Here is a 24,949-nt window from a genome sequence, read left to right as displayed (position 1 = left end):
AGGTTTTCCATGTTAATCATGAATCCGGTTATGCTTATGAAATTCATACCGGCTCGTCCATACTTCGATAAAGTCCTGGGCAAAAGGGCCTCTTCTTTGCTTGATCCAGCTGATCAGCTTGTCCACATTTCGGTAGAGTATTTGATCGATGACTTCTGGGTAGCCCATTTGCCGCTTATGGTCTTCAAATTCGTCTTCATCCAACAGCGTGTAAGACATATCCGGAAACACTTTTACATCCAAGTCATAATCGATGTATTTCAACGATCCATTATTGTAGACGAACGGGGAGCTGATATTGCAATAATAATAAACGCCGTCGTCACGCAGCATACAGATGATGTTGAACCAATGTTCGGCATGGAAATAACAGATCGACGGTTCTCGCGTCAACCATGTCCTGCCGTCCGATTCCCTCACCAGCGTGCGTTCGTTCGCGCCGATCACAATATTGTTCGTCCCTTTCAGTACAGTTGTTTCCTGCCAGACACGGTGGATGCGTCCGTTGTGCTTGTAACTGTGGATCTGGATTGTTTCACCCTCCGCAGGAACCGCCATGCACCATCCCACCTTTTCGTCTAACTATCACTATATGTTATCTCCCGTTCATTATATCAATCAATTCTGAAAACATACAGCAATAAGCCGAAAGTTGCGAGAATCACATGACGATAGACCGACCTCCGTCGACGATGATCGTCTGACCACGGATCATATCGGCATGGTCGGAAATGAGGAACATCGCGGTTTTCACCATGTCATCAATTTCGACCATGCGCCCAGCTGGCGTGTTGTCGCGCGCATCGCCGAGCAGTTCCTCACGGTTCGGGAAATGCTTCAACGCTTCCGTATCGAGCGCCCCACCGGAGACGGTATTGACTGCGATATTTTTCGGCGCGAGTTCCACCGCCAAATAACGGGTGATCGATTCGACGGCTGCTTTCGACACGCCGATCGTCGTGTAATTTTCCAAATAGCGAATCGAGCCGAGCGAGCTGATGCCGATGATCTTGCCGCCTTTGTCCATTAATTTCGCCGCTTCCTGCGCGCCGAACAACATCGCTTTGGCGTTGATGTTCATGGTCCAGTCCCAATGGGATTCTTCCAGTTCCATAACTGGGCGCAAAACACCTGATGCCGCGTTTGACACGAAGACATCCAAGCGGCCAAATTCTTCTTTGATCGTCTCAAACATGGCGCGCAGTTTCTCGACATCTCCCACATTGGCGCGCACGAGCAACGCTTTTCTGCCTCTCGCTTCGACTTCTTTTACGGTATCAAGTGCAGCCGTTTTGCTGCGCGCATAGTTGACGACGATGTCATAGCCTTCTTCCGCAAGCGCAATTGCCATCGCTTTTCCTAGCCCACGGCTGCTGCCTGTTACTAACGCCACTTTTTGTTCTGTCATTTTGCTACATCTCCTCTTTGCTCTAAAGCTGTCTTCATTTTTTGTCCGGGCCCGGCAATCGGTAAATTCTCCAATTGTTCCGGTGTCACCCAGTTCATGTTTTCAGGCGGCGTGAATTCTTCCGCTCTGGCCAAATAGCCATCCACGTTCCATGTTAAATGAGAAAAGACATGTTTGAAAGCGGTAATTTTCTCGACATCAGAAAGCGCGCCGTTTAATGTCTCTGCATATAATTCACCGATCTCATTCGCTTCAAGCGCCGTGGTCAGCTCGAGCATCGGATACTGCCACATGCCTGCAAGCAGGCCTTTTCCTGGGCGCTGCTCCATCAAAAGCTTGTCCCCGCTCCAAATCGCCATCATCGCGAAATCGGCATTGCGATTTTTCTTCGCTTTTGTCTTAACCGGTAATTCCGTTTCCTTGCCGGCGTGAAATGCTTCGCAATGATCGCGAACCGGGCATAACAGGCATTTTGGCGATGTCGGCGTGCAGATGAGCGCGCCGAGTTCCATCAATCCTTGGTTGAATGAAGATGGGTCTTCGTGGCTGATCAATTCTGTTACTGCCTGTTCAAACACTTTGCGCGTTTTTGGCTTGGCGATGTCTTCTTCGATCAAGAGGATGCGGCTGAGCACACGCATGACATTGCCATCGACTGCATGTTCCGGCACGCCATAAGCAATACTCAATACCGCGCCTGCCGTATAAGGACCAACGCCTTTCAATGAAGAAATCTCCTTGCGCGTCGATGGCACGATGCCCCCGTATTGTTCGGCGACTTCTCGCACGCCTGCCTGAAGGTTGCGGGCACGCGAATAATAGCCGAGCCCTTCCCAAAGCTTCAATAAACTTTCTTCTTCAGCTTGCGCCAAAGATTCGACAGTGGGAAATTTCTCGACAAAGCGTTTATAATAAGGGATAACCGTATCGACTCTCGTCTGCTGCAGCATGACTTCGGAAATCCAGATTTGGTAAGGGTCGGCTGTACGTCTCCAAGGCAGGTCCCGCTGTTCTTTCCGGAACCAGCCGATCAAATCCTGCTGAAATTGTTGCTTGTCCATATTTATGTTTTCTGCCTCCGTTCGTGCTGATTATTCCGGCCCTGAAGCGGGTATGTATATTTAGGGAATATGCTTATTTTATCAAATGGCGAGCACACAAGATATTATAAACGCTCGCAAAGAAGGGGGATGCGTCGATGGATACAGGAACTCATATCGTCATGGGCATTGCGCTCGGCGGGTTGGCAATGGCCGATCCCGTTGTCGCTACCCATCCGGCCACTTGGACTGCCGTCATGACCGGCACCATTATCGGCTCACAAATCCCCGATATCGATACTGTTTTAAAACTGCGCGACAACGCGGTGTATATACGCCATCACCGTGGCATAACACATTCAGTGCCGGCCGTGCTGTCATGGCCTATTTTGCTCTCCGGCGCCATCTACCTTATTTTCCCGGAAGCCAATTTGCTTCATTTATGGCTATGGACTTTCCTGGCTGTGTTCCTGCATGTATTTGTGGACATATTCAATTCATACGGTACACAGGCACTCCGGCCATTTTCCAATCATTGGGTGGCGCTCGGCGTCATCAATACTTTTGACCCGATTATTTTCGGCGCACACGTCGTGGCCCTCATGATCTGGGCGTTCGGAGCCGATCCGGTTTGGACGATGAGCATTTTGTATGCCATCTTGTTCTTCTATTACGTCTCGCGCTTTGCGCTGCAGTCAGCGATCAAGCAGGCGATCCGCAATACGATCCCGGGCACGAACGATGTGTTTGTCGCGCCGACGATGCGCTATTTTCAGTGGCGCATCGCCGCTGACACCGACCGGCACCATTATGTCGGCCAGGCATATGGCCGCTCGATCAATATCTATGATAAATTCCTGAAAAAGCCGATGCCTGAAAACGACTTGATCCAGACGGCAATGAAAGACAAGAACCTGGATGCCTTCGTCTCGTTTTCCCCACTTTATCGCTGGGAGATCAATCAATACGGAGAAATCTACGAAGTCCGCTTGATCGATTTGCGCTACCGCAGCAACGATTATTATCCGTTTGTCGCGGTTGCCCATCTGGACGAGGACCATAACATCCTGAACTCCTATACAGGATGGATTTTCAGCGAAGACAAATTGAGGAAAAAGCTCGATTTCAGCCATAACTGAACAGAAAAACGGCCGGGGTACTTATCCCTGGCCGTTTTTTATCGTTTAAGAATCATGCAAAAGGTGTGCGTATTTCGGGTTGTTCCCCGCAAATTCGTGAATTTTATCGCCATAACTTTCGATCCACTGGCGCACGACTTTCTCGACGACTGCCGTTCCTTGATAATCATATCCTGCTTTCGCGTATGAAGATTCAAAATCGGATACCAAAAGTTCAATCCACGTCCGGGCTTTGTCTTCAGACAGCTGCGGATTTTTTTCTCTCAATTCGATGATTAACTGCTCAATGACTTCTTTCATCGATTCACTTCCCTTCCTTTAATGGGCGGAGCATGGAAATCGGCAGCGCTTCCGTATACTTGTCGCCGCCCATGCGGTAACCCCAGGCAAAATTGCCTTTTAAGTAATCAATTTGGAAATAGACATTCGGGTCGCCTTCCACACGGTAGACTTCTCCTGGCTTAAAGTCTTTTGGATCCAGCAGGAACGATGCCGCCATGATGGCTTTGCGCTCGAGCACCGCGAATTCATTGACGATGCCGAGCTGTTCCGCCTTGCGCGCTTTTTCTTTCAGACGGGCGATTTCATTGCGCAGTTCCGTTTCGTCCATTTGTGAATATGGTTTATGTTCACTCATCTTCAAGCTCCTTTTCTTCGATGTACTGGCTGATCACATCGCCCGGGAAGCCTTTTTGATACAGGCCTTGCTTCACTTTCCGGCTCAGGTCGTTCCCCGACAATTTGCTTTCGTGCTTGCGCCATAATTTATCCCCTTGTTGGCGGACGCTGTCGAGCCATTGGTCTCCGTCGCGTTCAAGATCCAAGGTTTCGATCGCTTGCTTGATGATCGCGTAAGGATAGCCTTTTCTCATCAATGAATCATTGATTTTCTGTTTGACCTGGCTCGGGGTTTTCGACTGTTCTTTCGCTGCAATTTTTTCCGCAAGGCCGGTGGCGACTTCGAGCTGCTCTTCTTCACTGTAATTGGTTAAGACATCTTTTTGCATAGCCTTATCAATTCCTCTCTTTTGCATATCCTGCTGGATTGCGCGCGGCCCTTTTTTGCCGGATTTAATTTGTGTTCGGAGCAAGGCTTCCGAAAACTGCTGATCATCGAGGAAGCTGAGTTCGTAGAGCTTCTTGACCGCTTCATCGATGACGGCTTCGCCGAATTCCTTCTCCTTCAACTTCTTGCGGACTTCGCCCTCGCTGCGCATGCGGAAGCCAAGGTAATGCAACGCTTTATTGAATGCTTTGCGGACTTCATCCTCAAAGTTCATTTCTTCGATCGTCCACTGGTCGAGTTCTTTGCCTTTGGTCAATTGGTAGCGGATGATCAAAGTTTCGTCGACACTGAACGCAAATTTTTCTTCCAAATAAATATTATAGCGTTCCGGATTGTTTTTTCCGCGGGTTATTTTCGTAATGATCGGCATCAATTTCCCCTCGCTTCTCCTACCATTATACACTTTGCACGCCCTCTTGGCATATGCTTCGCTCGAATTGGGTATGGGATAGAAATGGAGGCGATGGAAATGAAAATAGCGATAACTGGCGGCACTGGGTTTCTCGGTTCTGTCTTGACGGAATTACTGGTGGAAAAAGGACATGAAGTGTTTATTTTAACACGTTCCGATAAACCGAAAGAGCGAGGCATCACGTATGTCCGCTGGCTGTCTAACGGGGCACGCCCAGAAGCTCAGCTGGAAGGCATCGATGCGCTGGTCAACTTAGCCGGTACGTCGATCAACGATGGCTTGTGGACAGATAAACAAAAAAAGAAAATTTATGAAAGCCGCGTATCGGCGACAAAAGAAGTGCTGCGCATCATTTCAGCGCTTGAAAAAAAACCGGAAGTGCTCATCAATGCAAGCGCGATCGGAATCTATCCGGCTTCTGAATACAAAACCTATACCGAAGCTGACCGCGAATATGGCAATGATTTTCTTGCCGAAACGGTGCTCGCTTGGGAAAGCTTAGCCGAACAGGCGCAACTTGATGGCGTCCGCGCCGCTTATGCGCGCTTCGGCATCCTGCTTGGAAAAGAAGAAGGCGCCCTACCATTAATGGCGCTTCCGTATAAATTGTTCGCCGGGGGCACAGTCGGCAGCGGCAGACAATGGCTGTCGTGGATCCACGTCCGCGATGCAGCGCGCGCGGTTCTTTTCGCAATCGAACAAAAAGAACTTACAGGCCCATTCAATGTGACAGCTCCGAACCCGCAGCGCATGAAGGCGTTCGGCAAGGAAATCGGGCGAGCGCTCGGCCGGCCGCATTGGATCCCTGCCCCTTCGTTTGCGTTGAAAGCGGCGCTCGGCGATAAAAGCAGGCTGGTGCTCGAAGGACAGCGGGCACTGCCAACCGTCCTTCTCGACCATGGATTTAAGTTCGAGTTCCCGAATTTGCCGGAAGCACTGGCTGACATATACAAATAAGCGTATAATGAAGGGATGACCAACTGAAGGACGTGACCTGCATGACTGAAAAACCAATCATTGAAATGGGGCAGAAATTCCCCTTAACCATTAAAAAGCTCGGCATTAACGGAGAAGGGGTCGGCTTTTTCAAGCGCAATGTCGTCTTCGTTCCGGGCGCACTGCCAGGTGAAGAAGTAACAGCACAAGTGACCATTGTGAAACATAATTTCGCACAAGCCCGGATATTGAAAATCCGTAAAGCTTCCCCCCACCGCCAGACGCCGCCGTGCCCAATTTTTGAAACATGCGGCGGCTGCCAATTGCAGCATTTATCCTATAGCCAGCAGCTCGTTGAAAAACGCGATCTGGTATTGCAATCACTCGACCGTTATTTGCGCGGGACGGACATCCAAGTACGCAAGACGATCGGCATGGACGACCCTTGGCATTACCGCAATAAGAGCCAGTTCCAAACACGCAAGAAAGACGGCAAAGTAATGGCCGGCTTGTTCGCGGAAGGCTCCCAACAGCTGCTCGATATCGAACAATGCCTCGTCCAGCATCCGGATACGGTGAAAATCACTAATGCCGCGAAGCGCATCATCGAAGAATTGAACCTATCCATCTACGACGGCAAATCGATGAAAGGACTGGTCCGGACGATCGCTGTCCGTACAGCCGTCAAAACCGGCGAAATCCAGCTTGTGCTCATCACGACGCGCAAAGACATCCCGAAAGAAAAAGTGCTCGTCGAACGATTGAGCGCAATCGACCCGAACTTGGTGTCCATCGTCCAAAATGTCAATACCGAAAAAACTTCACTCGTATTCGGCGAAACGACACGTACGCTGTTCGGGAAACCGACCATTCACGAAGAACTCGGCGAATTATCGTTCGACTTGTCTGCCCGTGCGTTTTTCCAATTGAATCCGGAACAGACCGTGAAGCTCTACGATGAAATCAAGCGCGCGGCGAAACTGACCGGCAAGGAATCCGTCGTCGATGCGTACTGCGGCGTCGGCACAATCGGCCTGTGGCTGGCGGATTCCGCCCGTGAAATCCGTGGCATGGACACCATCCCGGAAAGCGTTGCCGATGCAAAAGCCAACGCAAAAAAACAAGGCCACCAAGCCACTTATGTGACGGGCACAGCAGAAAAATGGCTCGATACTTGGCGCAAGGAAGGGTATGTACCGGATGTGTTGACAGTCGACCCGCCGCGCACCGGGCTTGCGGATTCGCTTTTGAAAACCATCTTGAAAGTAAAACCGAAACGTTTTGTCTATACGTCCTGCAACCCGTCCACGCTTGCGAAAGACTTGCAGCAATTGACGAAGATTTACCGCGTCGAATACATCCAGCCGATCGATATGTTCCCGCAGACTTCGCAAGTGGAAGCGGTGTGCTTGTTGACCTTGAAATAGAAGGTTTCCCGCTCTTTGATTCGCGCTTCGCATACTCTCGACTCCAGCCAATGTATTTGATTTTTTAGCAGTCCATCAGGTTTTGAAGGCACTTATTGCCAAAGCCCAGGTGAAACCAGCTAATCAGGAGGGATCGTCATGAAGCCGTTGATCGTCTATTACTCCCATTCCGAGAACAATCAAAAGCTAGCGATAGAACTGCAAAGCCGGATCGGGTGCGAATTGCGCGAAATCAAAGAACAAAAGAAACGGAAAGATATATCGATCTTGATGGATTTCCTTATCAAGCGCGACTCCCGTTTGGCACCACTGGATTTTGACCTGAGAGAATACAGCCCGGTGATTTTGCTGGCTCCGATTTGGGCTGGAAAAATTGCAGCGCCGATGCGGACCTTTATTAAAAAGTCAAAAGATGGTTTAATCGATTACTCGTTTATCACCATTTGCAGCGGCGGGCCTGGACAGCGGGAAAAGATCGGCGCAGAACTGCTTGCGCTCACCTCCCACGAACCATCCGCATTAGCCGAGTTGTGGATCAACAACCTGCTCCCTGAAGAACAGCGCAATAAAATTAAGTACACCAATAAGTTCCGGCTCAAGCGTGAGCATTTCAGCCAATTCGATCAAGAAATCAGGTTCTTCATTGAAATGGCAATGCACGCAGATCAAGATCCCAAAACGCTGACATAATTCAAGCCACAGGCCAAACCGTTGAATACGGGGCCTGTGGCTTTTTTTCATGGAACTAAAAAAGTTTAGGAAGCGTCTGCCCCTAAACTTTAACAACACCAAATTAATTTCAGAAGTTAGGCCGTCTGTTTGCGCGGCCCTTTAAAAGCGATGATGGTGAACAAGGTCAATAAGATCCCGGTGATCAGCAATAGGAAACTCAGCTGCTCTGTGACTTCAAGGAACAAGCCCCCTGCCGCTGGGCCGAGCAAACTGCCGACGCTGAATGCCACACCGCATAATAAATTTCCCGTCGGCAGTAATTCTTTCGGCATCAAGTCAGTCATATAAGAAATGCCGAGCGAAAAAGTCGATCCGACAAACATGCCAGCCACCACAAACAAAACGAGCGTGAGCCAGGCATTTGATTCAAAGAACGTCGCCACCAAAAACGCCATCCCCCCGCCGCTTAGCGCAATCATCAATACCTTTTTCCGTCCGATGCGGTCACTGAGTTCACCGAGCGGCAATTGCGTCGCAATCGCTCCGATGGAAAAGGCAGCGAGAATATAGGAGACCATACTGATATCGAATGATTGGCGCAAAGCATAGACCGGATAGATCGCGCTCAGTGATGCTTCCAAAAAACCATAGCCGAGCGGGGGCAAAAAAGCGACCCAGCCGATGACAAGAGCCGTTTGAAAGCGCTGCAAGGTTCCTTTGGCCCCCATTGAACTGGCGGAATGCTCCGGAAAATCGTTGCGCAGGAAAAATACCAACGACCAGGCAATCAAGCAGAGAACCCCGGAAATGATGAACGGCAATGCTTCGAACACTTCGACGAGCGGCACGAACAGCGGACCTGCACCAAAACCGACACTAAATGACATGCCATAGATCGCGATATTGCGGCCCAGCTTATGGTGAGGCGAAGTGCTGGTGATCCAGGTCTGCGTCGAAAAATGCAGCGCCTGGTCCCCTACGCCGATCAAAATGCGCAAGATAAACCAAAACAAGACGCTTTTCCATAATGGAAACGCAAGCAGTGCAAGGATGACCATTGCGCCGCCCACGAGAATCAGCGGTTTAAACCCGAACTTTCTCAGCTGTGGCTCCATGAACGGAGCGACAGCGATAATACCTATGTATAAGCCTGTTGCACTGAGTCCGTTTAGCGCAGATGACACGCCGTCCTGTTCGAAAATGACGGCAATGAGCGGCAATAGCATGCCTTGCGAAAACCCTGATATCGACACAATAGCAACCAAAATCCAAAAGCGGGCGCGGGCGCTTGATAAATAATATTTCATAATGCCTCCCCGAACGAGCACGTTCTTTTCTATTTTTGGAAGTTTCCGCTACAATTTTAACATAAGGAGGAGATACAAGATGAAATTTTCCATGAATGAACACGGATTTACCGGGCATTTGCCTTTTGGTGAGCTCCACGTCTCAACCAATGAAGAATACGGGTTCCGCCCTTATCAGTTGCTGGTCTCTTCACTGGCCATCTGCAGCGCAGGCATCATCCGCAAAGTACTGGACAAGCAACGGATGCCGGCAGAAGACATCGAAGTGGAAGTGAAGGAAATCGTCCGCGTCGCCGAAGAAGCGGACCGCGTTTCAAAAGTCCATCTGCATTTCCGCATCAAAGGCGATATCAATGAATCGAAAATGCCCCGCGTGATGGAACTGACGCGTAAAAACTGCTCGATGGTCCGTTCTGTTGAAGAGACCATTGATATTGTGGAGACATACGAATTGATTTAAACACATAAAAGGCTCAGTCCGTTTCTGCATGGCAGATTGCGGGCTGAGCCTTTATGTTTTATGTTTACAGTTCGTTTCCATAATCGCACTGTCGGTGAAGCCACCTAAATGCTCGAATCGCCTCCTCTTTCCGATCGCGTTCTTTATGGTTCGGTGATCCGTCTTGTCCTCCCCTCGTAAAGGATTGATGCTACTATATCACATTAATCGAATAGTGTAAATATTCAATTAATATTTTTTTGTTATTCCCGCATTTTTTGTGTACTATTGATATTCCTTTAGTTATCAGCTACTATATACAATGGAAATGAGGTGGAATCAATGGGAAAATCCATTACTGATAAGGAACAGCAAGTAACTTATATGAAACAAAGGCTCAGCATGTTCCTCGATGTGTTAGATGCCATCGAACCGGAAAGCACGGAGCTTGAAGATATTGACCGGCTGATTGCCATGGTCGACGATTTGGACAACAAAATGCAGCAATTCAAAAACCGGCCATCTACTGAAAACGAATAATCCCCAAGCCCTGAAGCTTTCAATGAAAGCTTTAGGGCTTTTTATGTCATTCGCAAAAGGATTAGCCAAAATGACATCTATTAAGCAAAATCCCGCTTCTATCCGGAGAGCCTTATGGTAAACTGACAGTAATTACCGATATCTGACTATTTGATGGAGGAGTGGCTATGTGGAATAAAGTTCGGCCTCATATCGAATTGATCGCCGCGGTGTTATCAGGCGTCCTGATCATCATCGCCTATATCCTGGAATTACAGGATATCGCTCTTCCTTCCGTCGCCATCTATTTGCTGGCTTTTGTAATCGGCGGTTACGCCAAGGCGAAATACGGCATCAAGAAAACCATCGAAGACAAAGAATTGAATGTCGAATTCCTGATGATTCTGGCAGCTGTCGGCGCATCCATCATCGGTTATTGGACGGAAGGCGCCATCCTGATCTTCATCTTTGCATTAAGCGGCGCACTTGAAACTTATACGATGAACAAAAGCCGTAAAGAACTCTCAGCCCTCATGGAGATGCAGCCGGATGAAGCGTGGCTATTGAAAGAATCCGGCGAGACAGTGCGCGTTCCGGTCGGTGAATTGAACACAGGAGACCTCATCGCCGTAAAGCCCGGCGAACGCATTCCTGTCGACGGTGAAATCCATTCAGGACAAACCGCCGTCGACGAATCTGCCATCAGCGGTGAAGCGATTCCGGTGTCCAAATACCAACACGATAATTTATTTGCGGGCACCGTCAATCTGTCGGGCTCGGTCACGATGGTCATGACCAAACCGAGTTCTGAAACGATGTTCCAAAAAATCATCGAGCTCGTGCAATCCGCTGAAAGCGAGAAGTCTCCTTCCCAACAATTTATCGAACGCTTCGAAGGCCGTTATGTCAAAATTGTCCTGATCGTATTCGTGCTCATGCTTTTCCTGCCGCATTTTTTAGCAGGCTGGAGCTGGAATGAAACATTCTACCGGGCCATGGTGCTGCTTGTGGTCGCATCGCCTTGTGCACTGGTCGCTTCTATTATGCCCGCCACGCTTGCTGCCATTTCCAACGGTGCCAAGAGCGGTGTCATCTTTAAAGGCGGTGCGCATCTGGAGAATTTAAGCGTCATTAAAGCCATCGCATTCGATAAAACCGGCACATTGACACGCGGCAAACCCGAAGTGACAGATTTCATCATTCGCCAAGACGCAGATCGCGAACAAGTGATGGCGCTGGTCGCAGGAATTGAATCCCAATCCAACCATCCGCTTGCAAAAGCGATGACCGATTTTGTCATTCAGCAAGGGTTCGAGCCGCTGCGCAATCTGCAAGTTGTGGACGTGCCCGGGAACGGGTTGAAAACGCAATTGAATGGCGATGAAATCCTGATCGGTAAACCCGGCTTTGTTGGTGAGCATGAAGCTTACGCGTTTCAAAGGGGCATTCTAGAAAGCCTGGCGAATCAAGGAAAGACCGTCACTTTTGTCAGGGACGGGCATGGGATTCTCGCTGCCATGGCGCTCAAAGATACGGTCCGCGACATTACCAAATCCACCATCGCGGAACTTCAGGACCGCGGCATTTATTGCATCATGCTGACCGGTGATAACCGGAAAACCGCAAAAGCCATTGCAGAAGAAACCGGTGTCGATGAGTACATCGGCGAATGCCTGCCTGGCGATAAAGTGCAGCACTTGAAAAAATTATTGGCTCAGTACAAATATGTGGCGATGACTGGAGATGGCATTAACGACGCTCCAGCTCTAGCGACAGCGACAACCGGCATCGCCATGGGTGAAGGAACTGACATCGCCCTAGAAACTGCGGACGTCATTTTGATGAAAAATGATTTATCCCGTATATCCTATTCGATCCGTCTGGCAAGAAAAATGCAGCGCATCATCAAGCAGAATATCTTTTTCTCTGTGGCAGTCATCTTGTTGCTTATCCTATCGAATTTCTTCCAGGCGATTTCGTTGCCGCTCGGTGTCATCGGGCATGAAGGCAGCACCATCTTGGTCATCTTGAATGGATTGCGCATGCTCAATCGCAATGTCTGAAATCACACAAAAAAGACGCCTCTCCCTCATTTACCGGGAAGAGCCGTCTTTTTTTTATGCAGCCGTTTTCTGGAGTGCCGCCTTCCTTGCATGACGGCATTGATTTGCCCGCCGATGATCAAGAGCATCGCTGAAAGGTAAAGCCATAGCAATAGCAGGATAATCCCGCCGATGCTTCCGTACGTGGCTGAGAAGTTGCCAAAATTATTGATGTAGATGGAGAACAAAAATGACAGCAATAGCCAGCCGAGCGATGCGAAAGCCGCTCCGGGCAGCACCGTCCAGAAACTGATCCGGACATTCGGCGCAAGCCAATAGATCACTGCGCATACAATGAATGTAATCAAGGCTGGAATGGTGAAACGGATCATGCCCCATAATTCAAGGAATCCTTCTTCCAGGCCGAGGAATGCAAAGAAGAATAAGCCGATCTGGCGGCCGAATATCGGCAGTGCCAGCGCTACCACCAGCATAATGATCAACAGAATGGTCATTAAAATCGACATGCCCCTCGCTACTAACAACGGCCTGCTTTCTTTGACTCCATAGGTAGCATTCAAGGATTTGATCAATGCATCCATGCCCAGGCTCGCTGACCAGATCGTCGCAAGCACACCGAATGATAACAAGCCACTATTTTGATCCGTCAAAATTTCGTTCAAGGTTTGCTCAATCAACACATATACTTCCGATGGAATGACATCTTCCATAAACAGGAAGACTTCTTCCCTCGGCAGATTCAAATATGGAAGCAAAGTGACAAGAAAAATTAGCAAAGGGAAAATCGATAATAGGAAAAAAAACGCCAATTGCGCTCCGAGTCCCTGCACATCGACGTCTTTGATCCGTATTCCTAATTCTTTTATAAATCCACGGCCAGTCAGCACGTCGTATCTTGGTTTCCGTACTTGGGACTGGCCGCCTTTTTTATGTGTTGCCATGAACCTGGCCTTTAGTTGCGGTTCTGGTTCTGAGAGTTGGTGGTGTTTGATGAAGGGCCGTTTGTAGAAGAAGAATCGTCCGTCAGTGAAGAACTCGGTGACGGGTTATCTTCTTTGACCGCTGATACAACATCATCTTTGGATTCGACAACCGCATCTTTTGTTTCCAGTACGGCGCCTTTTGCTTCCATTGCCACTTCTTTCACTTCAGGGACAAGCTTTTTCACTTGCTCTACTTTGCCGCCGACATATGCAGCATCTTCTGAAATGCGGGCATATAGATTTTGCGCACGCTCTGCCTGTTCTTTGAATGCTGATTTCAATTCATCTTTATTGTTTGCATAGTATTTTGCGTTTTCGCTCGCTTTTTTCGATTTGTTCATAACATCCTCACGGGTATTCCGGTCAAGCAGCGATACAAGCACGCCGACTGCCGCCCCTATTAATAATCCTGTCATCAATTTGTTTTGGCTCATTCCAAATTCCTCCTAGTATAAAATATAGTTTCTATCATACTTCGAATTTTTCCCTGTTCCTCCATAATCTAAACACTTCACAAATTATTTTTTAAAAATAACTTGACTATGCCATAAAACTTTCGGAATATTAACTCTACAGGAGGAATTTTTCCTAAAGAAAAGAGAACTGAAAAGGGGGAGAAAAGATGGAGGCATTAACAGAATTTCTAGGCACTGTCAGCGGTTATGTATGGGGACCGCCGCTTTTGATTCTCCTGGTGGGGACAGGGATTTTCCTGACTATACGTCTGGGGCTCTTGCAATTGCGCCTTTTGCCGTACGCATTAAAGCTAACATTCAGCAAAAATCCCGATACTGAATCACAAGGCGATATCTCCCATTTCCAGGCCTTGTCGACGGCAATGGCCGCGACAGTCGGAACAGGGAACATTGTCGGCGTCGCCACTGCCGTTATTTTGGGCGGCCCGGGAGCCGTCTTCTGGATGTGGTTTTCAGCATTCTTCGGGATGGCGACAAAATACGGTGAAGCCGTACTCGCCGTCAAATACCGCATCGTGGATGCTCGAGGACAAATGGCCGGCGGGCCAATGTATTACCTTGAACACGGTTTGAAACAAAAATGGTTGGCCGTGCTATTTGCCATTTTCGGCGCCATCGCAGCATTCGGTATCGGTAACGGCACGCAGTCCAACTCCGTTGCATCCGTCGTGCGCGATACGTTCTCTGTGCCGACATGGATCACGGGCATCATCCTGACCGTCTTCGCTGCTATCGTCATCATCGGCGGAATCAAGACAATCGGTAAAGTTACAGCATTCTTTGTTCCATTCATGGCCTTATTCTATATCATTGCGGGAATCATCATCATGATTCTCAATATGGATCTTATTCCTGCAGCGATCGGCACGATTTTCAGCGCCGCCTTCACAGGCGAAGCGGCAGTCGGCGGTGCCATCGGTGCTGCAATCCGCTACGGTGTCGCACGAGGCGTCTTCTCCAATGAAGCGGGCCTTGGATCTGCTCCGATTGCTGCAGCTGCAGCAAAAACCGACATGCCTGGACGCCAGGCTTTGGTATCGATGACGCAAGTGTTGTTCGATACTTTGATCATCTGTTCAATCACAGGTATCACTATCGTCATGTCCGGCCTGTATCTGGATGACAGCCTTGAAGGCGCTGCGCTGACTACGGCTGCATTCGAACAGTTCCTTGGCGGTGCCGGCCCGATTATCGTGGCGATCGGCTTGATCTTCTTCGCTTCTTCGACAATCATCGGCTGGTCGTACTACGGCGAGAAATGTTTCCAGTACCTGTTCAAGAATCCAAGCTTGTTGATTGTCTACCGTATCGCTTTCGTCGCGATGGTCTTTGTGGGCGCGACAGTCTCGCTTGATGTCGTCTGGACATTCTCGGACGTCATGAACGGCTTGATGGCTTTCCCGAACTTGATCGGCCTTCTCGGACTTTCTGGCGTCATCGTTTACGAGACGAAGAAAATCACGGCGAAGATCAAAGAAGAGAAAGAACAGGCGCGTTCTGGCAATTGACATTCCATTTGAATAATGAAATGATAAAGCATACCCACCCGAAAGGCAGGAATGGCTCATGGATTTATCCAAACAATCACCTGAGAACGTCGATTTTATGATTGAAGAAATAAAAACGAAACTGCGCATGGTCAATGTGGATGCAATGAAAGCAGAGCATTTCAACACGTCCGAGTACGAAGACTTGCGTGAAATTTACGAGATGGTTAAAAATCGCGATAATTTCAGCCCGAACGAAATGCAGGCCATTGCCTCTGAACTCGGTTCATTGCGCAAATAAGAAAAGCCCTGAAGCTAAACGCTTCAGGGCTTTTTTTGTGATTCGCTTCGGAAACTCGCCTTACACCTGTCGAGGAGCCACAGGATGTGGGTCAGCTAACCGTTGCGACAGGACGTCGCGTCCTTAGGTTAGCTTCCTAAAAACGGGCGCTTTCGCTTTTCTTTGTCTAGCTTCAGCAACCAGATTCTCGGGTCATAAGCCAACTGTCCTGTGCGGCAAAAAGCGCCGCTTCGGCCATCCGTCTTATGCCTGTCGAATCTAAACGGCTGCTTCAGCTTTTCTTATTGTCTAGCTTCAGTGGCCTGACTCTCGGGCCGTAAGCCAATTCCCCTGTGCGGCTGAAATACGCCGCTTCGGGGACTCGGCTTACGCCTGTCGAGCCAGAACGGCCACTTCAGCTTTTCTTTTTGGCTAGCTTCGACAGCCAGACCCTCGAGGTCACAAGCCATTTTGCTTACGCGGCAAGTAACGCCGCTTCAGCAAACCGTCTTGTGCTTGTCGGGTCTACATGGCTGTCTCAGCTTTTCTTTGTCCAGCTCGATCGCCCAGCTTCTTGGGTCATAAGTCAATTTTCCTGTGCGGCAAAGAGCGCCGCTTCGGAAACTCGCCTTATGCCTGTCGAAGCTTAACGGGCGCTCTCGCTTTTCTTTTCATATTGCACGATGTACCAGCCGCCTTCTTTGATGACGGTGCGGAGGCTGAGGATTTCGAGGTCTGATTCTTCGCCCCATTCGATGACTTCTTCCCTTTTCGGCAGCCTGTAGAGATTGTCGAATGATGAGAAGAAGCTATTGAAGACATTGGCGAAAGGCGGGCTGTCCGGGCCGCCGGCGATTGGGGTGACGACCGAGAAAATGCCTCCCGGTGCAATCCAGCTGCTGATTTCCTTGAACAAGGCCTGGCGCTTCTCGAGCGGGATGTAATGCAGCACGTTATTGAGCATCACCATATCTTGTGGGGATTCGGGTTTGTAATTCCACAAATCCGCCTGCTCGATGGAGACGTTGTTTTGGTTTGCTGTCAGTTCTTTCGCCTTCTCGACAACTTCTTCGCTGATTTCGATTCCCGTGAATTGCGTCGTTGGGAATCGCTGGCCCAATTTCTTTATGTAGCCGCCTTCTCCGCAGCCGATATCAAGCACACGGCGGCAGTCTTTTTCCTTCAATCTCTTGGCCATTTTCGGATAAGCCAATACTTCAAGCAGACGGCTCGTTTCTGCGACAGTCGATGCGTGCTCATCTTCATCAAAGTGAAGACGGCTTTGGTTGCGCATCATTTTCGGGTACTCCAAAAGCGTCGGAATGTGCAGTTCCATCATTTCCTTCAGCAATACACCCGATGAATTATTGCCTTTGGATTTCGGCAATTTCCAGCGGTTCTTTATTTGGTAGCGGTTGCGCCCGGTTTCTTTTAAATAGCCGATCGAGACGCCGATCGCTACCCATTGCGCAAGCAACTGCTCATCGAGTTCCAAAGCATCCGCCACATCAAACTGGGTCATCGGGCGTTCAAATGCCTTGAACAGATCCAATTCGTAGCCAACATAAGCATGCCAGCTGTACAGGAAGGGCTCATTTCGTTTCATATACGTTCTTGCTTTTACCATCTTCATTATATCGATCATATAAGTCCCTCCACTTTCCACGGGTAGTCATCTTCCGGTTTGTAGTATTTCAGTTCTTTCGTGTCTTCTGTCAGTTCCTTCGCGCGGACCGGCATGAACCCGCCTTGGATAAAGCGGTCCCGGACATTCTCTTTCCATAAGCCAAGCCCCGAGACATTCAACATTTGCTTGAAATGAAGAATCGGATCTTCTTCCATGCGCTCGAAAGTGCGTTGGCGCAAATAGCTGACTGGACGATACGGGAATGAATAGGCGAGCGCCGCCAGATGGCTTAGCTGGATGACATGGTCCGCCCGGCGGTAGCGCACTTTTTCGTACCACTTAAGATTTTCCGGGTCGATTTTTCCATCGGATAAAATGTCAGCCGCAAGCTCACCCAAAACGTCAGCGTCCTGTATGGCCATGTTCATGCCTTCTCCCGCCATCGGATGGACAGCATGTGCCGCATCCCCGATGATTGCTTTATTGCCCTTTACATAGGATTCAGCATGATACATAACCGGGATCATCAACTGGATTTTCTTCCAGTCGGTCAAGCGCTGGACATAGCCGTCCACGGCCGGTGCCAAATCGGTATAAAGTTTATGGAAATGGCTGATCGGCTTTTCTTTCAAGGTTTTGTAATCCCCTGGCGGAATCAAATAGACGCTGCGCACTTGGTCATCTGGAAGCGGAAATAAACCGAGAAAGCGGTTGTAAGTCGAGATGATCTTGCCGTCCGTGAAGTTCTCAGCCCGAGGAAACGTCACCGTCAGGAAATGATGGTTGTACGTCGTCTGCTTCACTTCGATGTCCATCGCTTTTCTGGTCACCGATGACCGGCCTTCCGCCCCGAAGAAAAACTTGGCTTCCACTTCGAACTTTTCGGTTCCTTTTTGAAGAATGGCGGTGTTTTCGGTATATCCTTTGCAAGCAGTGCCTTTCAAGTAACGGAAGTTGTCGTATTCGCAAGCCGCTTTCCGAATGATGGTCTTTAGCTCTTCGTGATGGATCATATAAGCGGCGTTGTATTTTCCGGGCAACACACTGTAATCCATGAACGATTGATCTTTCACTTTCAAGGTGCTGGACAGTTCCAGCATATCGAGCACTTTGATTTCATTGGACCGATCGCAAATCGCATCGTATACATTAAGGCCATCGAATACTTGCATGCTCTTCGGCTGCAGCAACTCTCCCTTGTAGGTCGGCGAGCGGACGGCCATGCGCTCGGCCAGAACGACATCAAAGCCGCGCCTCGCCAGTTTCAATGCGAGCGTCAGCCCGCCTATTCCCCCTCCGCCGATGAACACATCCGTTTTCATGAGCTTCAACTCCTTGACTTTCCTTACCCTGAAAACGAGCCCGTGAAAACAGAACTGCCGGCAAACACTAAAAAAAGACCCTCGAAGGGTCTTTTTTTCACAATTTGTTCTTAAAGTGCTCCGTATGAAGCGGCCAGTTCCGCACCGACTTTGGCATTGTGCTTGACGAGTTCGATATTGGCGACCAAGCTCTTGCCTTCCGTCAACTCTTTCACTTTGCCGAGAAGAAACGGCGTGACGTCTTTGCCGTTGATGCCGTTTGCTTTCGCTTCCGCCATCGCCTGTTCGATGATGCCATCGATGAAGTCTTTATCGAGTGCATGTTCTTGTGGGATCGGGTTGGCAATGACCGCCCCGCCTTTCAAGCCGAGCGACCATTGCGCTTTTAGGATAGCCGCAAGCTCTTCAGTCGTTTGCGAACCGTAGCTTAGCGGGAAGCCGCTGTGGCGTGTGTAGAACGCCGGCATCTCGTCTGTCTGGTAGCCGATGACCGGCACGCCTTTGGTCTCGAGGTATTCAAGTGTCAGCCCGATATCGAGAATCGACTTCGCGCCTGCACAGACGACCGCAACCCCTGTATTCGACAACTCTTCCAAATCAGCCGAAATATCCATCGTCGCTTCTGCCCCGCGGTGAACTCCGCCGATGCCGCCGGTCGCGAAGACGCGGATGCCGGCGAGTTCTGCACAGATCATCGTCGCGGCAACCGTCGTTGCGCCGATTTTTTTCGTGGCAAGCAATTGGCCGATGTCGCGTCGGGATACTTTCGCAACGTCCGGTGAATTGCCCAGAAGTTCAAGTTCTTCATCCGACAAGCCGATTTTGATTTGCCCGTCCATCAATGCGATCGTTGCCGGAACGGCTCCGTTGTCGCGGACGATCTGCTCGACTTCACGCGCCGTTTCCACGTTTTGTGGATACGGCATGCCGTGAGAGATGATTGTCGACTCCAAAGCGACGAGTGGTTTTTTCTGTTCGATGGCTTCCTGTACTTCTGTTGAATAGCTGATCATGTTTGTCATTTCAATTCCTCCAGTTCTTTAGTTAACACTGTTTCCGTTAATTCAGGGCGCACTGTCTGGCTGCTTGCGAGTGTCTTGGATGCATTGAGCATGCCCATCTGTACCGCTTGATGAAAACCATAGCCGGATAGGTGGGCGTGAAGTAGGCCGCCAGAGAAGGCATCTCCAGCTCCCGTGACGTCTTCCACTTGCTGCGTTTCGATTGCCGGGAAATGCATCACGCCATTTTCGTCGCCCGCCATGGCCCCGTCTTTTCCGCCAGTTACGACGGCCGTTTTTGCGCCTTGCTCAAGAAGCATTTCAACCGAGCGCTTCCAATCCGCTTGATCCTGGATGGAAATGCCGAGCCTGAGAGCTGCTTCGTCGCGGTTCAAGATCAGAAAGCTGATCCCGCTCAAGTCTTCTCCTAACCGATCCATTTTAGGGGCTGATACGGGAATGACAGCCAGCGGCACATTCGAAGACGATGCGAGAGCCTGTAGGTACATAACGGTTTCTTTCGGGCAGTTCAAGTCGACTGCCAATAGTTTCGCACGCATTAACTTGCTGCGGTGATGCTCCAGGTAGCTAGGTGTCATTTCCGTGTAGATGTCCATGTCCGCCAGTGCCAAAGTCATTTCGCCGTCAGGTTCCAACACAGCGGTATAGCTGCCGGTTGCGCCTTGTGAAAGCGTCTTGGTCATGGCAGTGTCCATATAAGGCGAAGACACTTCTTCGATGAAACGCCATTCCGGATCGTCTCCGGCAACCGATACCAATTGGACTTCGTGGCCAAGACGGCCCAGGTTTTCAGCGATATTACGCGCGACGCCCCCGACGCTCCTCGTCACCGTTGCCGGATTCGAGGTGCCGTGGACAGACGGTGCTTTCAAATGGAATTTCCGGTCCACATTCGCCCCGCCGATACACAAGATCGCATTTTCTTCGGGCAGCACATATGCACGGCCGAGAATCCGGCCTTGCTTGATGAGCCCGGAGATCAGATTGGCTAAAGATGGCCGTGAAATCCCGAGCGCATCTGCCATTTCCTGTTGGGACAAATACGGATCATGCTCGATTAGCTCCAGGATTTTCTGTTCGTTGCGATTCATTGGCTCCCTCCCTTTCAAACTTTTGTTTATATTTTAAACTTTTATAATAAATAATGCAAATCGTTTTTCTTTCATGTGCCCCACTATTGCGCTACGTGTTTGAATATTGCTACTATAGAAAGGATGAGAGGAGTGTTTTTGGAAATGACTACATTTGATGAAAAGTTATCCCGCTATGCTGAATTGGCGGTAAAGGTAGGCGTCAATATCCAGCCTGACCAAAAATTGTATATTGCAGCTTCCATAGATGCAGCACCGTTTGTCCGCTTGATTGTCAAGAAAGCTTATGAAGAAGGTGCGAGACAAGTATTCGTGGATTGGAGCGACGATGTGATTTCCCGCACGCGCTTCGAAAAAGCACCGGAAGATTCTTTTGCCGAATTCCCGGAATGGAAAGTCCAGGAGCGCGAGCAATTGGCCGAACAAGGTGCTGCGTTCATCAGCGTCGTTTCGCAAAGCCCGGACCTGCTGAAAGGCATCGATTCCAAACGCATTTCTGCATCCCAGAAAGCGACCGGCCAAGCGCTAAATAAATACCGCCAATACGTCCAATCCGATAAAATCAGCTGGTGCGTCCTAGCAGCACCGTCTGCACAATGGGCGAACAAAGTGTTCCCGGACCTCCCGGAAAACGAGCAAGTAGAAGCGCTCTGGGAAGCGATTTTCAAGGCTGTCCGTGCAGATACGAAAGACCCGATTGAAGCTTGGCTCGAGCATGACCGCACGCTCCACACCAAAGCCGATTATTTGAATGACAAGAAATACGCCAAGCTTCATTACCAGGCACCTGGCACCGACCTCGAAGTCGCGCTACCAAAAGGCCATCTATGGGCAGGCGCTGGTTCAGTCAATGAAAAAGGACATACTTTCATGGCCAATATGCCGACAGAAGAAGTGTTTACAGTGCCTCATAAAGACGATGTCAACGGCTTCGTCTCCAGCACCAAGCCACTCAGCTACGGCGGCAATATCATCGACGGCTTTAAAATCACGTTCGAAGGCGGGCGCATCACCGATGTCACAGCCGAACAAGGCGAAGAAGTGCTCAAGGAATTGGTCGCCACGGACGAAGGCTCCCACCGCCTCGGCGAAGTGGCATTAGTGCCTCACCAATCGCCAATTTCGGATTCCGGCATCTTGTTCTTCAATACTTTATTCGATGAAAATGCGTCCAACCACTTCGCGATCGGCAGCGCCTATGCGTTCTGCCTAGAAGGCGGCAAGACGATGTCAGCGGATGAATTGAAAGAACACGGCTTGAACCAAAGCATCACCCATGTCGATTTCATGGTCGGGTCTGCAGATATGGACATCGACGGCATTTTGGAAGACGGCACGCGCGAACCGATCTTCCGAGGCGGCAACTGGGCATTTTAAAGGTCGATAATTCGACACTTAATTTTCCATCCGTTTTCATGTATACTGAATAGGATTATTACAGTTTAGAGAGGGGTTATCACTATGCTATACGGTATTACTGCTGTCCTCGGATTTATGGCTGTGATCTTCATGTTCTTCTTCACACTGCTTCATTTCCTTGGCAAAGAGCTTCATAGCCATGATGCAGAGCATATCGATCCGCTTCCGAAAGAGCGTCATTAAGTAAAAAAGCTCTGCCTCGCATATGCGGGGCAGGGCTTTTTTCTGTTTCTCCTCCCTCTATCACATCTCACAGAAAAGTGATAAAATTTGAATAAGCAGTGTTTATACCGATTAGGAGGAATTCATCCATGTTTTCTGCAACGGATATCGGGATCGATCTCGGTACCGCCAATATTCTCGTCTATACAAAATCAAAAGGCGTCATCTTGAATGAACCATCGATTGTCGCCCTGGATGCCCGCAGTGGCGCTGTCATTGCCATCGGAACCGAAGCGAAAGCGATGCTCGGCAAAGCGCCCGATTCCATCCGTATCGTGCGCCCGATGAAAGAAGGCGTCATCGCCGACTTTGACGTGACCCGCGAGCTCTTGAAGCTGGTCATGCAAAAAGCGGCTAAACAACTCGGCGGCTCTCTCAGAAAGCCGAAAGTCATGGTATGTACCCCGTCCGGCGCAACGGCTGTTGAACGCCGGGCCATCCATGATGCCGTCAAACAAAGTGGCGCAAAATCCGTGCACCTGATCGAAGAAACAGTTGCCGCAGCAATCGGCGCTGACTTGCCGATTACGGAACCTGTCGCTTCGGTCATCGTCGATATTGGAGGAGGCACGACAGAAGTCGCCATCATTTCATTTGGCGGCGTGGTGTCTTCCAATACGATCAAGATCGCAGGCGACCGGATGGATGAAGACATCATCCAATACGTCCGCAAGCATTATAATTTATTGATCGGCGAGAAAACGGCTGAGACAATCAAAAAAGAAATTGGCTATGCACCAATCCCTCACGAACCGAAAAAGATGAATATCCGCGGCCGTGACGTATTGAGCGGATTACCGAAAACGATTGAATTGAGTTCTGACGAAATGCAAAAAGCACTCAGTGAATCCTTGTCAGCCATCTTGGAATGTATCCGTGCCACACTGGAAAATTGCCCCGCTGAATTGTCAGGCGATATGGTCGACCAGGGTGTCGTCATTTCTGGCGGCGGTGCCTTGTTGAAAGGCTTGCAGGAATGGCTGGCGCAAGAAATTTCCGTACCGGTCCATATTGCGCCGGATCCGTTGGAATCCGTTGCGATCGGCACTGGCCGCTCGCTCGGCATGATCGACCAGCTCGAGAAAATGTCGCGTTAAATCCCAAACCACCATCAAGGAGGAAAAACGATGTCTTTATTGAATGAGATTTTGGATTACAACGAAAAATTTGTAGAAGAAAAACATTATGAGGAATTCATCACCACCAATCTCCCGGATAAGCGGATCGTCATCTTGACTTGCATGGATACCCGCCTGCTTGAACTATTGCCAAAAGCGATGAACTTCAAGAACGGTGACGTGAAAATCGTCAAAAGTGCCGGCGCTGTCATCAACCATCCGTTTGGCGGCATCATGCGCAGCTTGTTCGTGGCAGTATACGAATTGAATGCCGACGAGATCTATATTATCGGGCACCACGACTGCGGGATGGCCAAAGTGAAACCGGAAGGCATCATCGAAAAGATGAAAGCCCGCGGCGTTGAAGAGAGTACGATCGAACAGATGAAATTCTCAGGTGTCAACCTCGACGAGTGGCTGCAAGGCTTCGACAACGTAACGGATAGCGTGCGCCACAGCGTCGACATGGTCCGCCATCACCCATTGATGGATAAAACCGTTCCCGTCCACGGCCTTGTCATCGACCCGAAAACCGGAAAACTCGATGTCGTCATCGATGGCAATAAAGACGAAAACCGCTGAGAAATCTCAGCGGTTTTTTTTCGGCTTGTCGAAAAAAGGTCAGAAGTCGTATTTTCCGAAGCTTATCGCTCGCTTTCCGTGGGCTCGCGCCCAAGCCTCCTCAGCCGCTGCGCGTCTTGCGGGGTCTCGGTCGTCTCGCTGATCCACTGGAAAGATAAGGTCGACCTACGGGAGACATTATCTTTGCGAAAGTAATGCGCAGCATTATTGAGCAGAAGGGGTTACGAGCGAACGCTTCTCCAAATACTTAAATAGGTCATTGATTTTGAATGTTGAAAACCTGTTTCTACTTTTAATTCATAACGGATTAATAGAGTTCTTCAATATTCAAAGAAAACCGCTGAGAAATCTCAGCGGTTTTCTTTTTGGAAATAAATATAATCGAGCGGGATTCCGGCTTTGCCGAATTGGCGCAATAAAGAAGTGATCTGCCCGCGGTGGTAGCTCGCGTGGTTGACGACAGTGAAAAGCATTTCTTCGCGGCTGTGGCGAAACTCGTCGCCTTTCATGTTGCGGTAATTCAGCTCTTCTTGCCAGCTTTCTTCTGATAGTGAGGCGAAATACAATTCCATCTCCGCATGAAGCAAGAGCAAGGCATTTTTCGCTTTCTCGACCGTGTCGACATCGAAATGTTCAAATTCCGGGCTCTTGACCCCATTCATCCGTTTGAACCACATCTTTTCGACGCCAATGACATGGGCAACCGTTTCCCGGATCGATGGAAATGAATTCTGACCCGCTCTCGTGTAATACTCTTCGCCTGAGTCTTCCACCAATTGCAGAACCTTTTGAGTGGCCCATTGGTGATAGGCAAATAATTTCTCGGGATCCATATAGCACCCTCTCCCTTCTTTATCTTTCAAACCATCTCCGCATATCCTTCCACCATCTC

Annotated in this window: 27 protein-coding genes; 13 read left to right on the top strand and 14 right to left on the bottom strand. The window is 49.5% G+C overall.

The genetic code is table 11. The features are described 5' to 3' along the window. Window positions 1-12: 12 nt before the first annotated feature. From ntdP to mutY, 3 genes are all read right to left on the bottom strand, one after another. A complete protein-coding gene (gene ntdP / locus AUC31_RS03470; RefSeq protein ID WP_058381347.1) occupies window positions 13-558 on the bottom strand; it encodes a nucleoside tri-diphosphate phosphatase in 546 nt (181 codons plus the stop codon). A 103-nt stretch (window positions 559-661) separates the two neighbouring features. After that, window positions 662-1,408, bottom strand: a complete 747-nt coding sequence (fabL, locus tag AUC31_RS03465; protein WP_058381348.1) for an enoyl-[acyl-carrier-protein] reductase FabL — start codon at window positions 1,406-1,408, stop codon at window positions 662-664. Further along, complete coding sequence (gene mutY / locus AUC31_RS03460; protein WP_058381349.1) at window positions 1,405-2,469, bottom strand: A/G-specific adenine glycosylase; 1,065 nt, start codon at window positions 2,467-2,469, stop codon at window positions 1,405-1,407. Before mutY ends, fabL begins: the two co-directional genes overlap by 4 nt. 137 nt (window positions 2,470-2,606) lie before the next feature. On the opposite strand from mutY, the gene AUC31_RS03455 reads away from it, so the two are divergent. Then, on the top strand, window positions 2,607-3,587 hold the full coding sequence (locus AUC31_RS03455) for a metal-dependent hydrolase (RefSeq protein WP_058381350.1): 981 nt from the start codon (window positions 2,607-2,609) through the stop codon (window positions 3,585-3,587). A 45-nt stretch (window positions 3,588-3,632) separates the two neighbouring features. Here AUC31_RS03455 and AUC31_RS03450 read toward each other — a convergent pair whose 3' ends face one another. From AUC31_RS03450 to recX, 3 genes are read right to left on the bottom strand one after another with little or no spacing between them, the layout of a single operon-like run. Continuing rightward, the gene (locus AUC31_RS03450; RefSeq protein ID WP_058381351.1) at window positions 3,633-3,887 is read right to left on the bottom strand and encodes a YfhJ family protein; all 255 of its coding nucleotides are present in this window, start codon (window positions 3,885-3,887) and stop codon (window positions 3,633-3,635) included. A gap of 4 nt (window positions 3,888-3,891) precedes the next feature. Next, window positions 3,892-4,224, bottom strand: coding sequence for a YfhH family protein (locus tag AUC31_RS03445; RefSeq protein WP_058381352.1), 333 nt, complete (start codon window positions 4,222-4,224; stop codon window positions 3,892-3,894). Beyond that, window positions 4,217-5,023 carry a recombination regulator RecX gene (gene recX, locus AUC31_RS03440; protein ID WP_058381353.1) on the bottom strand — a complete coding sequence of 269 codons (807 nt, stop codon included), beginning with the start codon at window positions 5,021-5,023 and terminating at the stop codon, window positions 4,217-4,219. Before recX ends, AUC31_RS03445 begins: the two co-directional genes overlap by 8 nt. Before the next feature lie 99 nt (window positions 5,024-5,122). Here recX and AUC31_RS03435 point away from each other — a divergent pair, with 99 nt between their 5' ends. From AUC31_RS03435 to AUC31_RS03425, 3 genes are all read left to right on the top strand, one after another. Further along, window positions 5,123-6,022 carry a TIGR01777 family oxidoreductase gene (locus tag AUC31_RS03435; protein WP_058381354.1) on the top strand — a complete coding sequence of 300 codons (900 nt, stop codon included), beginning with the start codon at window positions 5,123-5,125 and terminating at the stop codon, window positions 6,020-6,022. 41 nt (window positions 6,023-6,063) lie between these two features. After that, window positions 6,064-7,428 (top strand): 23S rRNA (uracil(1939)-C(5))-methyltransferase RlmD, encoded by a 1,365-nt coding sequence (rlmD, locus tag AUC31_RS03430; protein WP_058381355.1) that lies wholly within the window; start codon window positions 6,064-6,066, stop codon window positions 7,426-7,428. Between the two features lie 138 nt (window positions 7,429-7,566). Continuing rightward, window positions 7,567-8,118, top strand: a complete 552-nt coding sequence (locus AUC31_RS03425; RefSeq protein ID WP_058381356.1) for a flavodoxin family protein — start codon at window positions 7,567-7,569, stop codon at window positions 8,116-8,118. Between the two features lie 116 nt (window positions 8,119-8,234). On the opposite strand, the gene AUC31_RS03420 is transcribed toward AUC31_RS03425, so the two are convergent. Then, entirely contained in the window at window positions 8,235-9,407 is a 1,173-nt protein-coding gene (locus tag AUC31_RS03420) for an MFS transporter (RefSeq protein WP_058381357.1), read from the bottom strand. Window positions 9,408-9,486: 79 nt separating this feature from the next. On the opposite strand from AUC31_RS03420, the gene AUC31_RS03415 reads away from it, so the two are divergent. From AUC31_RS03415 to AUC31_RS03405, 3 genes are all read left to right on the top strand, one after another. Then, window positions 9,487-9,867 carry an OsmC family protein gene (locus AUC31_RS03415; RefSeq protein WP_058381358.1) on the top strand — a complete coding sequence of 127 codons (381 nt, stop codon included), beginning with the start codon at window positions 9,487-9,489 and terminating at the stop codon, window positions 9,865-9,867. A gap of 321 nt (window positions 9,868-10,188) precedes the next feature. After that, window positions 10,189-10,386: an SE1561 family protein gene (locus tag AUC31_RS03410; protein ID WP_058381359.1), complete on the top strand. Its 198-nt coding sequence runs from the start codon at window positions 10,189-10,191 to the stop codon at window positions 10,384-10,386. Between the two features lie 167 nt (window positions 10,387-10,553). Next, the gene (locus tag AUC31_RS03405; protein ID WP_058381360.1) at window positions 10,554-12,428 is read left to right on the top strand and encodes a heavy metal translocating P-type ATPase; all 1,875 of its coding nucleotides are present in this window, start codon (window positions 10,554-10,556) and stop codon (window positions 12,426-12,428) included. A gap of 26 nt (window positions 12,429-12,454) precedes the next feature. Here the strand turns inward: AUC31_RS03405 and AUC31_RS03400 are convergent, their stop codons facing one another. Continuing rightward, complete coding sequence (locus tag AUC31_RS03400; RefSeq protein WP_058381361.1) at window positions 12,455-13,369, bottom strand: YihY/virulence factor BrkB family protein; 915 nt, start codon at window positions 13,367-13,369, stop codon at window positions 12,455-12,457. An 11-nt stretch (window positions 13,370-13,380) separates the two neighbouring features. Then, window positions 13,381-13,845, bottom strand: coding sequence for a YtxH domain-containing protein (locus AUC31_RS03395; protein WP_058381362.1), 465 nt, complete (start codon window positions 13,843-13,845; stop codon window positions 13,381-13,383). Window positions 13,846-14,033: 188 nt separating this feature from the next. Here AUC31_RS03395 and AUC31_RS03390 point away from each other — a divergent pair, with 188 nt between their 5' ends. Both AUC31_RS03390 and AUC31_RS03385 read left to right on the top strand, forming a co-directional pair. After that, a complete protein-coding gene (locus tag AUC31_RS03390) occupies window positions 14,034-15,395 on the top strand; it encodes an alanine/glycine:cation symporter family protein (protein WP_058381363.1) in 1,362 nt (453 codons plus the stop codon). Between the two features lie 58 nt (window positions 15,396-15,453). After that, window positions 15,454-15,675: a DUF1128 domain-containing protein gene (locus tag AUC31_RS03385; RefSeq protein ID WP_058381364.1), complete on the top strand. Its 222-nt coding sequence runs from the start codon at window positions 15,454-15,456 to the stop codon at window positions 15,673-15,675. A gap of 625 nt (window positions 15,676-16,300) precedes the next feature. On the opposite strand, the gene AUC31_RS03380 is transcribed toward AUC31_RS03385, so the two are convergent. From AUC31_RS03380 to AUC31_RS03365, 4 genes are all read right to left on the bottom strand, one after another. After that, window positions 16,301-17,299, bottom strand: coding sequence for a class I SAM-dependent methyltransferase (locus tag AUC31_RS03380; RefSeq protein ID WP_058381365.1), 999 nt, complete (start codon window positions 17,297-17,299; stop codon window positions 16,301-16,303). Further along, window positions 17,296-18,603 (bottom strand): FAD-dependent oxidoreductase, encoded by a 1,308-nt coding sequence (locus AUC31_RS03375; RefSeq protein ID WP_058381366.1) that lies wholly within the window; start codon window positions 18,601-18,603, stop codon window positions 17,296-17,298. The genes AUC31_RS03380 and AUC31_RS03375 overlap by 4 nt, the downstream gene beginning before the upstream one ends. 110 nt (window positions 18,604-18,713) lie before the next feature. Further along, the gene (locus AUC31_RS03370; protein ID WP_058381367.1) at window positions 18,714-19,625 is read right to left on the bottom strand and encodes a pseudouridine-5'-phosphate glycosidase; all 912 of its coding nucleotides are present in this window, start codon (window positions 19,623-19,625) and stop codon (window positions 18,714-18,716) included. Further along, complete coding sequence (locus AUC31_RS03365) at window positions 19,622-20,716, bottom strand: carbohydrate kinase (RefSeq protein ID WP_058381368.1); 1,095 nt, start codon at window positions 20,714-20,716, stop codon at window positions 19,622-19,624. The genes AUC31_RS03370 and AUC31_RS03365 overlap by 4 nt, the downstream gene beginning before the upstream one ends. 144 nt (window positions 20,717-20,860) lie before the next feature. On the opposite strand from AUC31_RS03365, the gene AUC31_RS03360 reads away from it, so the two are divergent. The 4 genes from AUC31_RS03360 (at window position 20,861) to AUC31_RS03350 (ending at window position 24,057) form a co-directional block, all read left to right on the top strand. Beyond that, on the top strand, window positions 20,861-22,093 hold the full coding sequence (locus tag AUC31_RS03360) for an aminopeptidase (RefSeq protein WP_058381369.1): 1,233 nt from the start codon (window positions 20,861-20,863) through the stop codon (window positions 22,091-22,093). An 84-nt stretch (window positions 22,094-22,177) separates the two neighbouring features. Beyond that, window positions 22,178-22,318, top strand: a complete 141-nt coding sequence (locus tag AUC31_RS17840) for a hypothetical protein (RefSeq protein WP_167358028.1) — start codon at window positions 22,178-22,180, stop codon at window positions 22,316-22,318. A gap of 128 nt (window positions 22,319-22,446) precedes the next feature. Continuing rightward, window positions 22,447-23,454: a rod-share determining protein MreBH gene (gene mreBH, locus AUC31_RS03355; RefSeq protein ID WP_058381370.1), complete on the top strand. Its 1,008-nt coding sequence runs from the start codon at window positions 22,447-22,449 to the stop codon at window positions 23,452-23,454. Between the two features lie 30 nt (window positions 23,455-23,484). After that, the gene (locus tag AUC31_RS03350) at window positions 23,485-24,057 is read left to right on the top strand and encodes a beta-class carbonic anhydrase (protein WP_058381371.1); all 573 of its coding nucleotides are present in this window, start codon (window positions 23,485-23,487) and stop codon (window positions 24,055-24,057) included. Window positions 24,058-24,407: 350 nt separating this feature from the next. Here AUC31_RS03350 and AUC31_RS03345 read toward each other — a convergent pair whose 3' ends face one another. Further along, window positions 24,408-24,890: a DinB family protein gene (locus AUC31_RS03345; protein WP_058381372.1), complete on the bottom strand. Its 483-nt coding sequence runs from the start codon at window positions 24,888-24,890 to the stop codon at window positions 24,408-24,410. Between the last annotated feature and the right edge of the window lie 59 nt (window positions 24,891-24,949).

The sequence above is a fragment of the Planococcus rifietoensis genome (assembly GCF_001465795.2).
In the GTDB taxonomy this organism is placed as follows: domain Bacteria; phylum Bacillota; class Bacilli; order Bacillales_A; family Planococcaceae; genus Planococcus; species Planococcus rifietoensis.
The sequence above is the reverse complement of the archived record's forward strand: the minus strand, read 5'-3'. Positions and strand labels throughout refer to the sequence as shown.

What these genes read in the sequence shown, in the direction of transcription:
- ntdP (WP_058381347.1), bottom strand. Translation starts at nt 558, where the DNA reads ATGGCGGTTCCTGCGGAGGGTGAAACAATCCAGATCCACAGTTACAAG.
- fabL (WP_058381348.1), bottom strand. Translation starts at nt 1,408, where the DNA reads ATGACAGAACAAAAAGTGGCGTTAGTAACAGGCAGCAGCCGTGGGCTA.
- mutY (WP_058381349.1), bottom strand. Translation starts at nt 2,469, where the DNA reads ATGGACAAGCAACAATTTCAGCAGGATTTGATCGGCTGGTTCCGGAAA.
- AUC31_RS03455 (WP_058381350.1), top strand. Translation starts at nt 2,607, where the DNA reads ATGGATACAGGAACTCATATCGTCATGGGCATTGCGCTCGGCGGGTTG.
- AUC31_RS03450 (WP_058381351.1), bottom strand. Translation starts at nt 3,887, where the DNA reads ATGAAAGAAGTCATTGAGCAGTTAATCATCGAATTGAGAGAAAAAAAT.
- AUC31_RS03445 (WP_058381352.1), bottom strand. Translation starts at nt 4,224, where the DNA reads ATGAGTGAACATAAACCATATTCACAAATGGACGAAACGGAACTGCGC.
- recX (WP_058381353.1), bottom strand. Translation starts at nt 5,023, where the DNA reads ATGCCGATCATTACGAAAATAACCCGCGGAAAAAACAATCCGGAACGC.
- AUC31_RS03435 (WP_058381354.1), top strand. Translation starts at nt 5,123, where the DNA reads ATGAAAATAGCGATAACTGGCGGCACTGGGTTTCTCGGTTCTGTCTTG.
- rlmD (WP_058381355.1), top strand. Translation starts at nt 6,064, where the DNA reads ATGACTGAAAAACCAATCATTGAAATGGGGCAGAAATTCCCCTTAACC.
- AUC31_RS03425 (WP_058381356.1), top strand. Translation starts at nt 7,567, where the DNA reads ATGAAGCCGTTGATCGTCTATTACTCCCATTCCGAGAACAATCAAAAG.
- AUC31_RS03420 (WP_058381357.1), bottom strand. Translation starts at nt 9,407, where the DNA reads ATGAAATATTATTTATCAAGCGCCCGCGCCCGCTTTTGGATTTTGGTT.
- AUC31_RS03415 (WP_058381358.1), top strand. Translation starts at nt 9,487, where the DNA reads ATGAAATTTTCCATGAATGAACACGGATTTACCGGGCATTTGCCTTTT.
- AUC31_RS03410 (WP_058381359.1), top strand. Translation starts at nt 10,189, where the DNA reads ATGGGAAAATCCATTACTGATAAGGAACAGCAAGTAACTTATATGAAA.
- AUC31_RS03405 (WP_058381360.1), top strand. Translation starts at nt 10,554, where the DNA reads ATGTGGAATAAAGTTCGGCCTCATATCGAATTGATCGCCGCGGTGTTA.
- AUC31_RS03400 (WP_058381361.1), bottom strand. Translation starts at nt 13,369, where the DNA reads ATGGCAACACATAAAAAAGGCGGCCAGTCCCAAGTACGGAAACCAAGA.
- AUC31_RS03395 (WP_058381362.1), bottom strand. Translation starts at nt 13,845, where the DNA reads ATGAGCCAAAACAAATTGATGACAGGATTATTAATAGGGGCGGCAGTC.
- AUC31_RS03390 (WP_058381363.1), top strand. Translation starts at nt 14,034, where the DNA reads ATGGAGGCATTAACAGAATTTCTAGGCACTGTCAGCGGTTATGTATGG.
- AUC31_RS03385 (WP_058381364.1), top strand. Translation starts at nt 15,454, where the DNA reads ATGGATTTATCCAAACAATCACCTGAGAACGTCGATTTTATGATTGAA.
- AUC31_RS03380 (WP_058381365.1), bottom strand. Translation starts at nt 17,299, where the DNA reads ATGATCGATATAATGAAGATGGTAAAAGCAAGAACGTATATGAAACGA.
- AUC31_RS03375 (WP_058381366.1), bottom strand. Translation starts at nt 18,603, where the DNA reads ATGAAAACGGATGTGTTCATCGGCGGAGGGGGAATAGGCGGGCTGACG.
- AUC31_RS03370 (WP_058381367.1), bottom strand. Translation starts at nt 19,625, where the DNA reads ATGACAAACATGATCAGCTATTCAACAGAAGTACAGGAAGCCATCGAA.
- AUC31_RS03365 (WP_058381368.1), bottom strand. Translation starts at nt 20,716, where the DNA reads ATGAATCGCAACGAACAGAAAATCCTGGAGCTAATCGAGCATGATCCG.
- AUC31_RS03360 (WP_058381369.1), top strand. Translation starts at nt 20,861, where the DNA reads ATGACTACATTTGATGAAAAGTTATCCCGCTATGCTGAATTGGCGGTA.
- AUC31_RS17840 (WP_167358028.1), top strand. Translation starts at nt 22,178, where the DNA reads ATGCTATACGGTATTACTGCTGTCCTCGGATTTATGGCTGTGATCTTC.
- mreBH (WP_058381370.1), top strand. Translation starts at nt 22,447, where the DNA reads ATGTTTTCTGCAACGGATATCGGGATCGATCTCGGTACCGCCAATATT.
- AUC31_RS03350 (WP_058381371.1), top strand. Translation starts at nt 23,485, where the DNA reads ATGTCTTTATTGAATGAGATTTTGGATTACAACGAAAAATTTGTAGAA.
- AUC31_RS03345 (WP_058381372.1), bottom strand. Translation starts at nt 24,890, where the DNA reads ATGGATCCCGAGAAATTATTTGCCTATCACCAATGGGCCACTCAAAAG.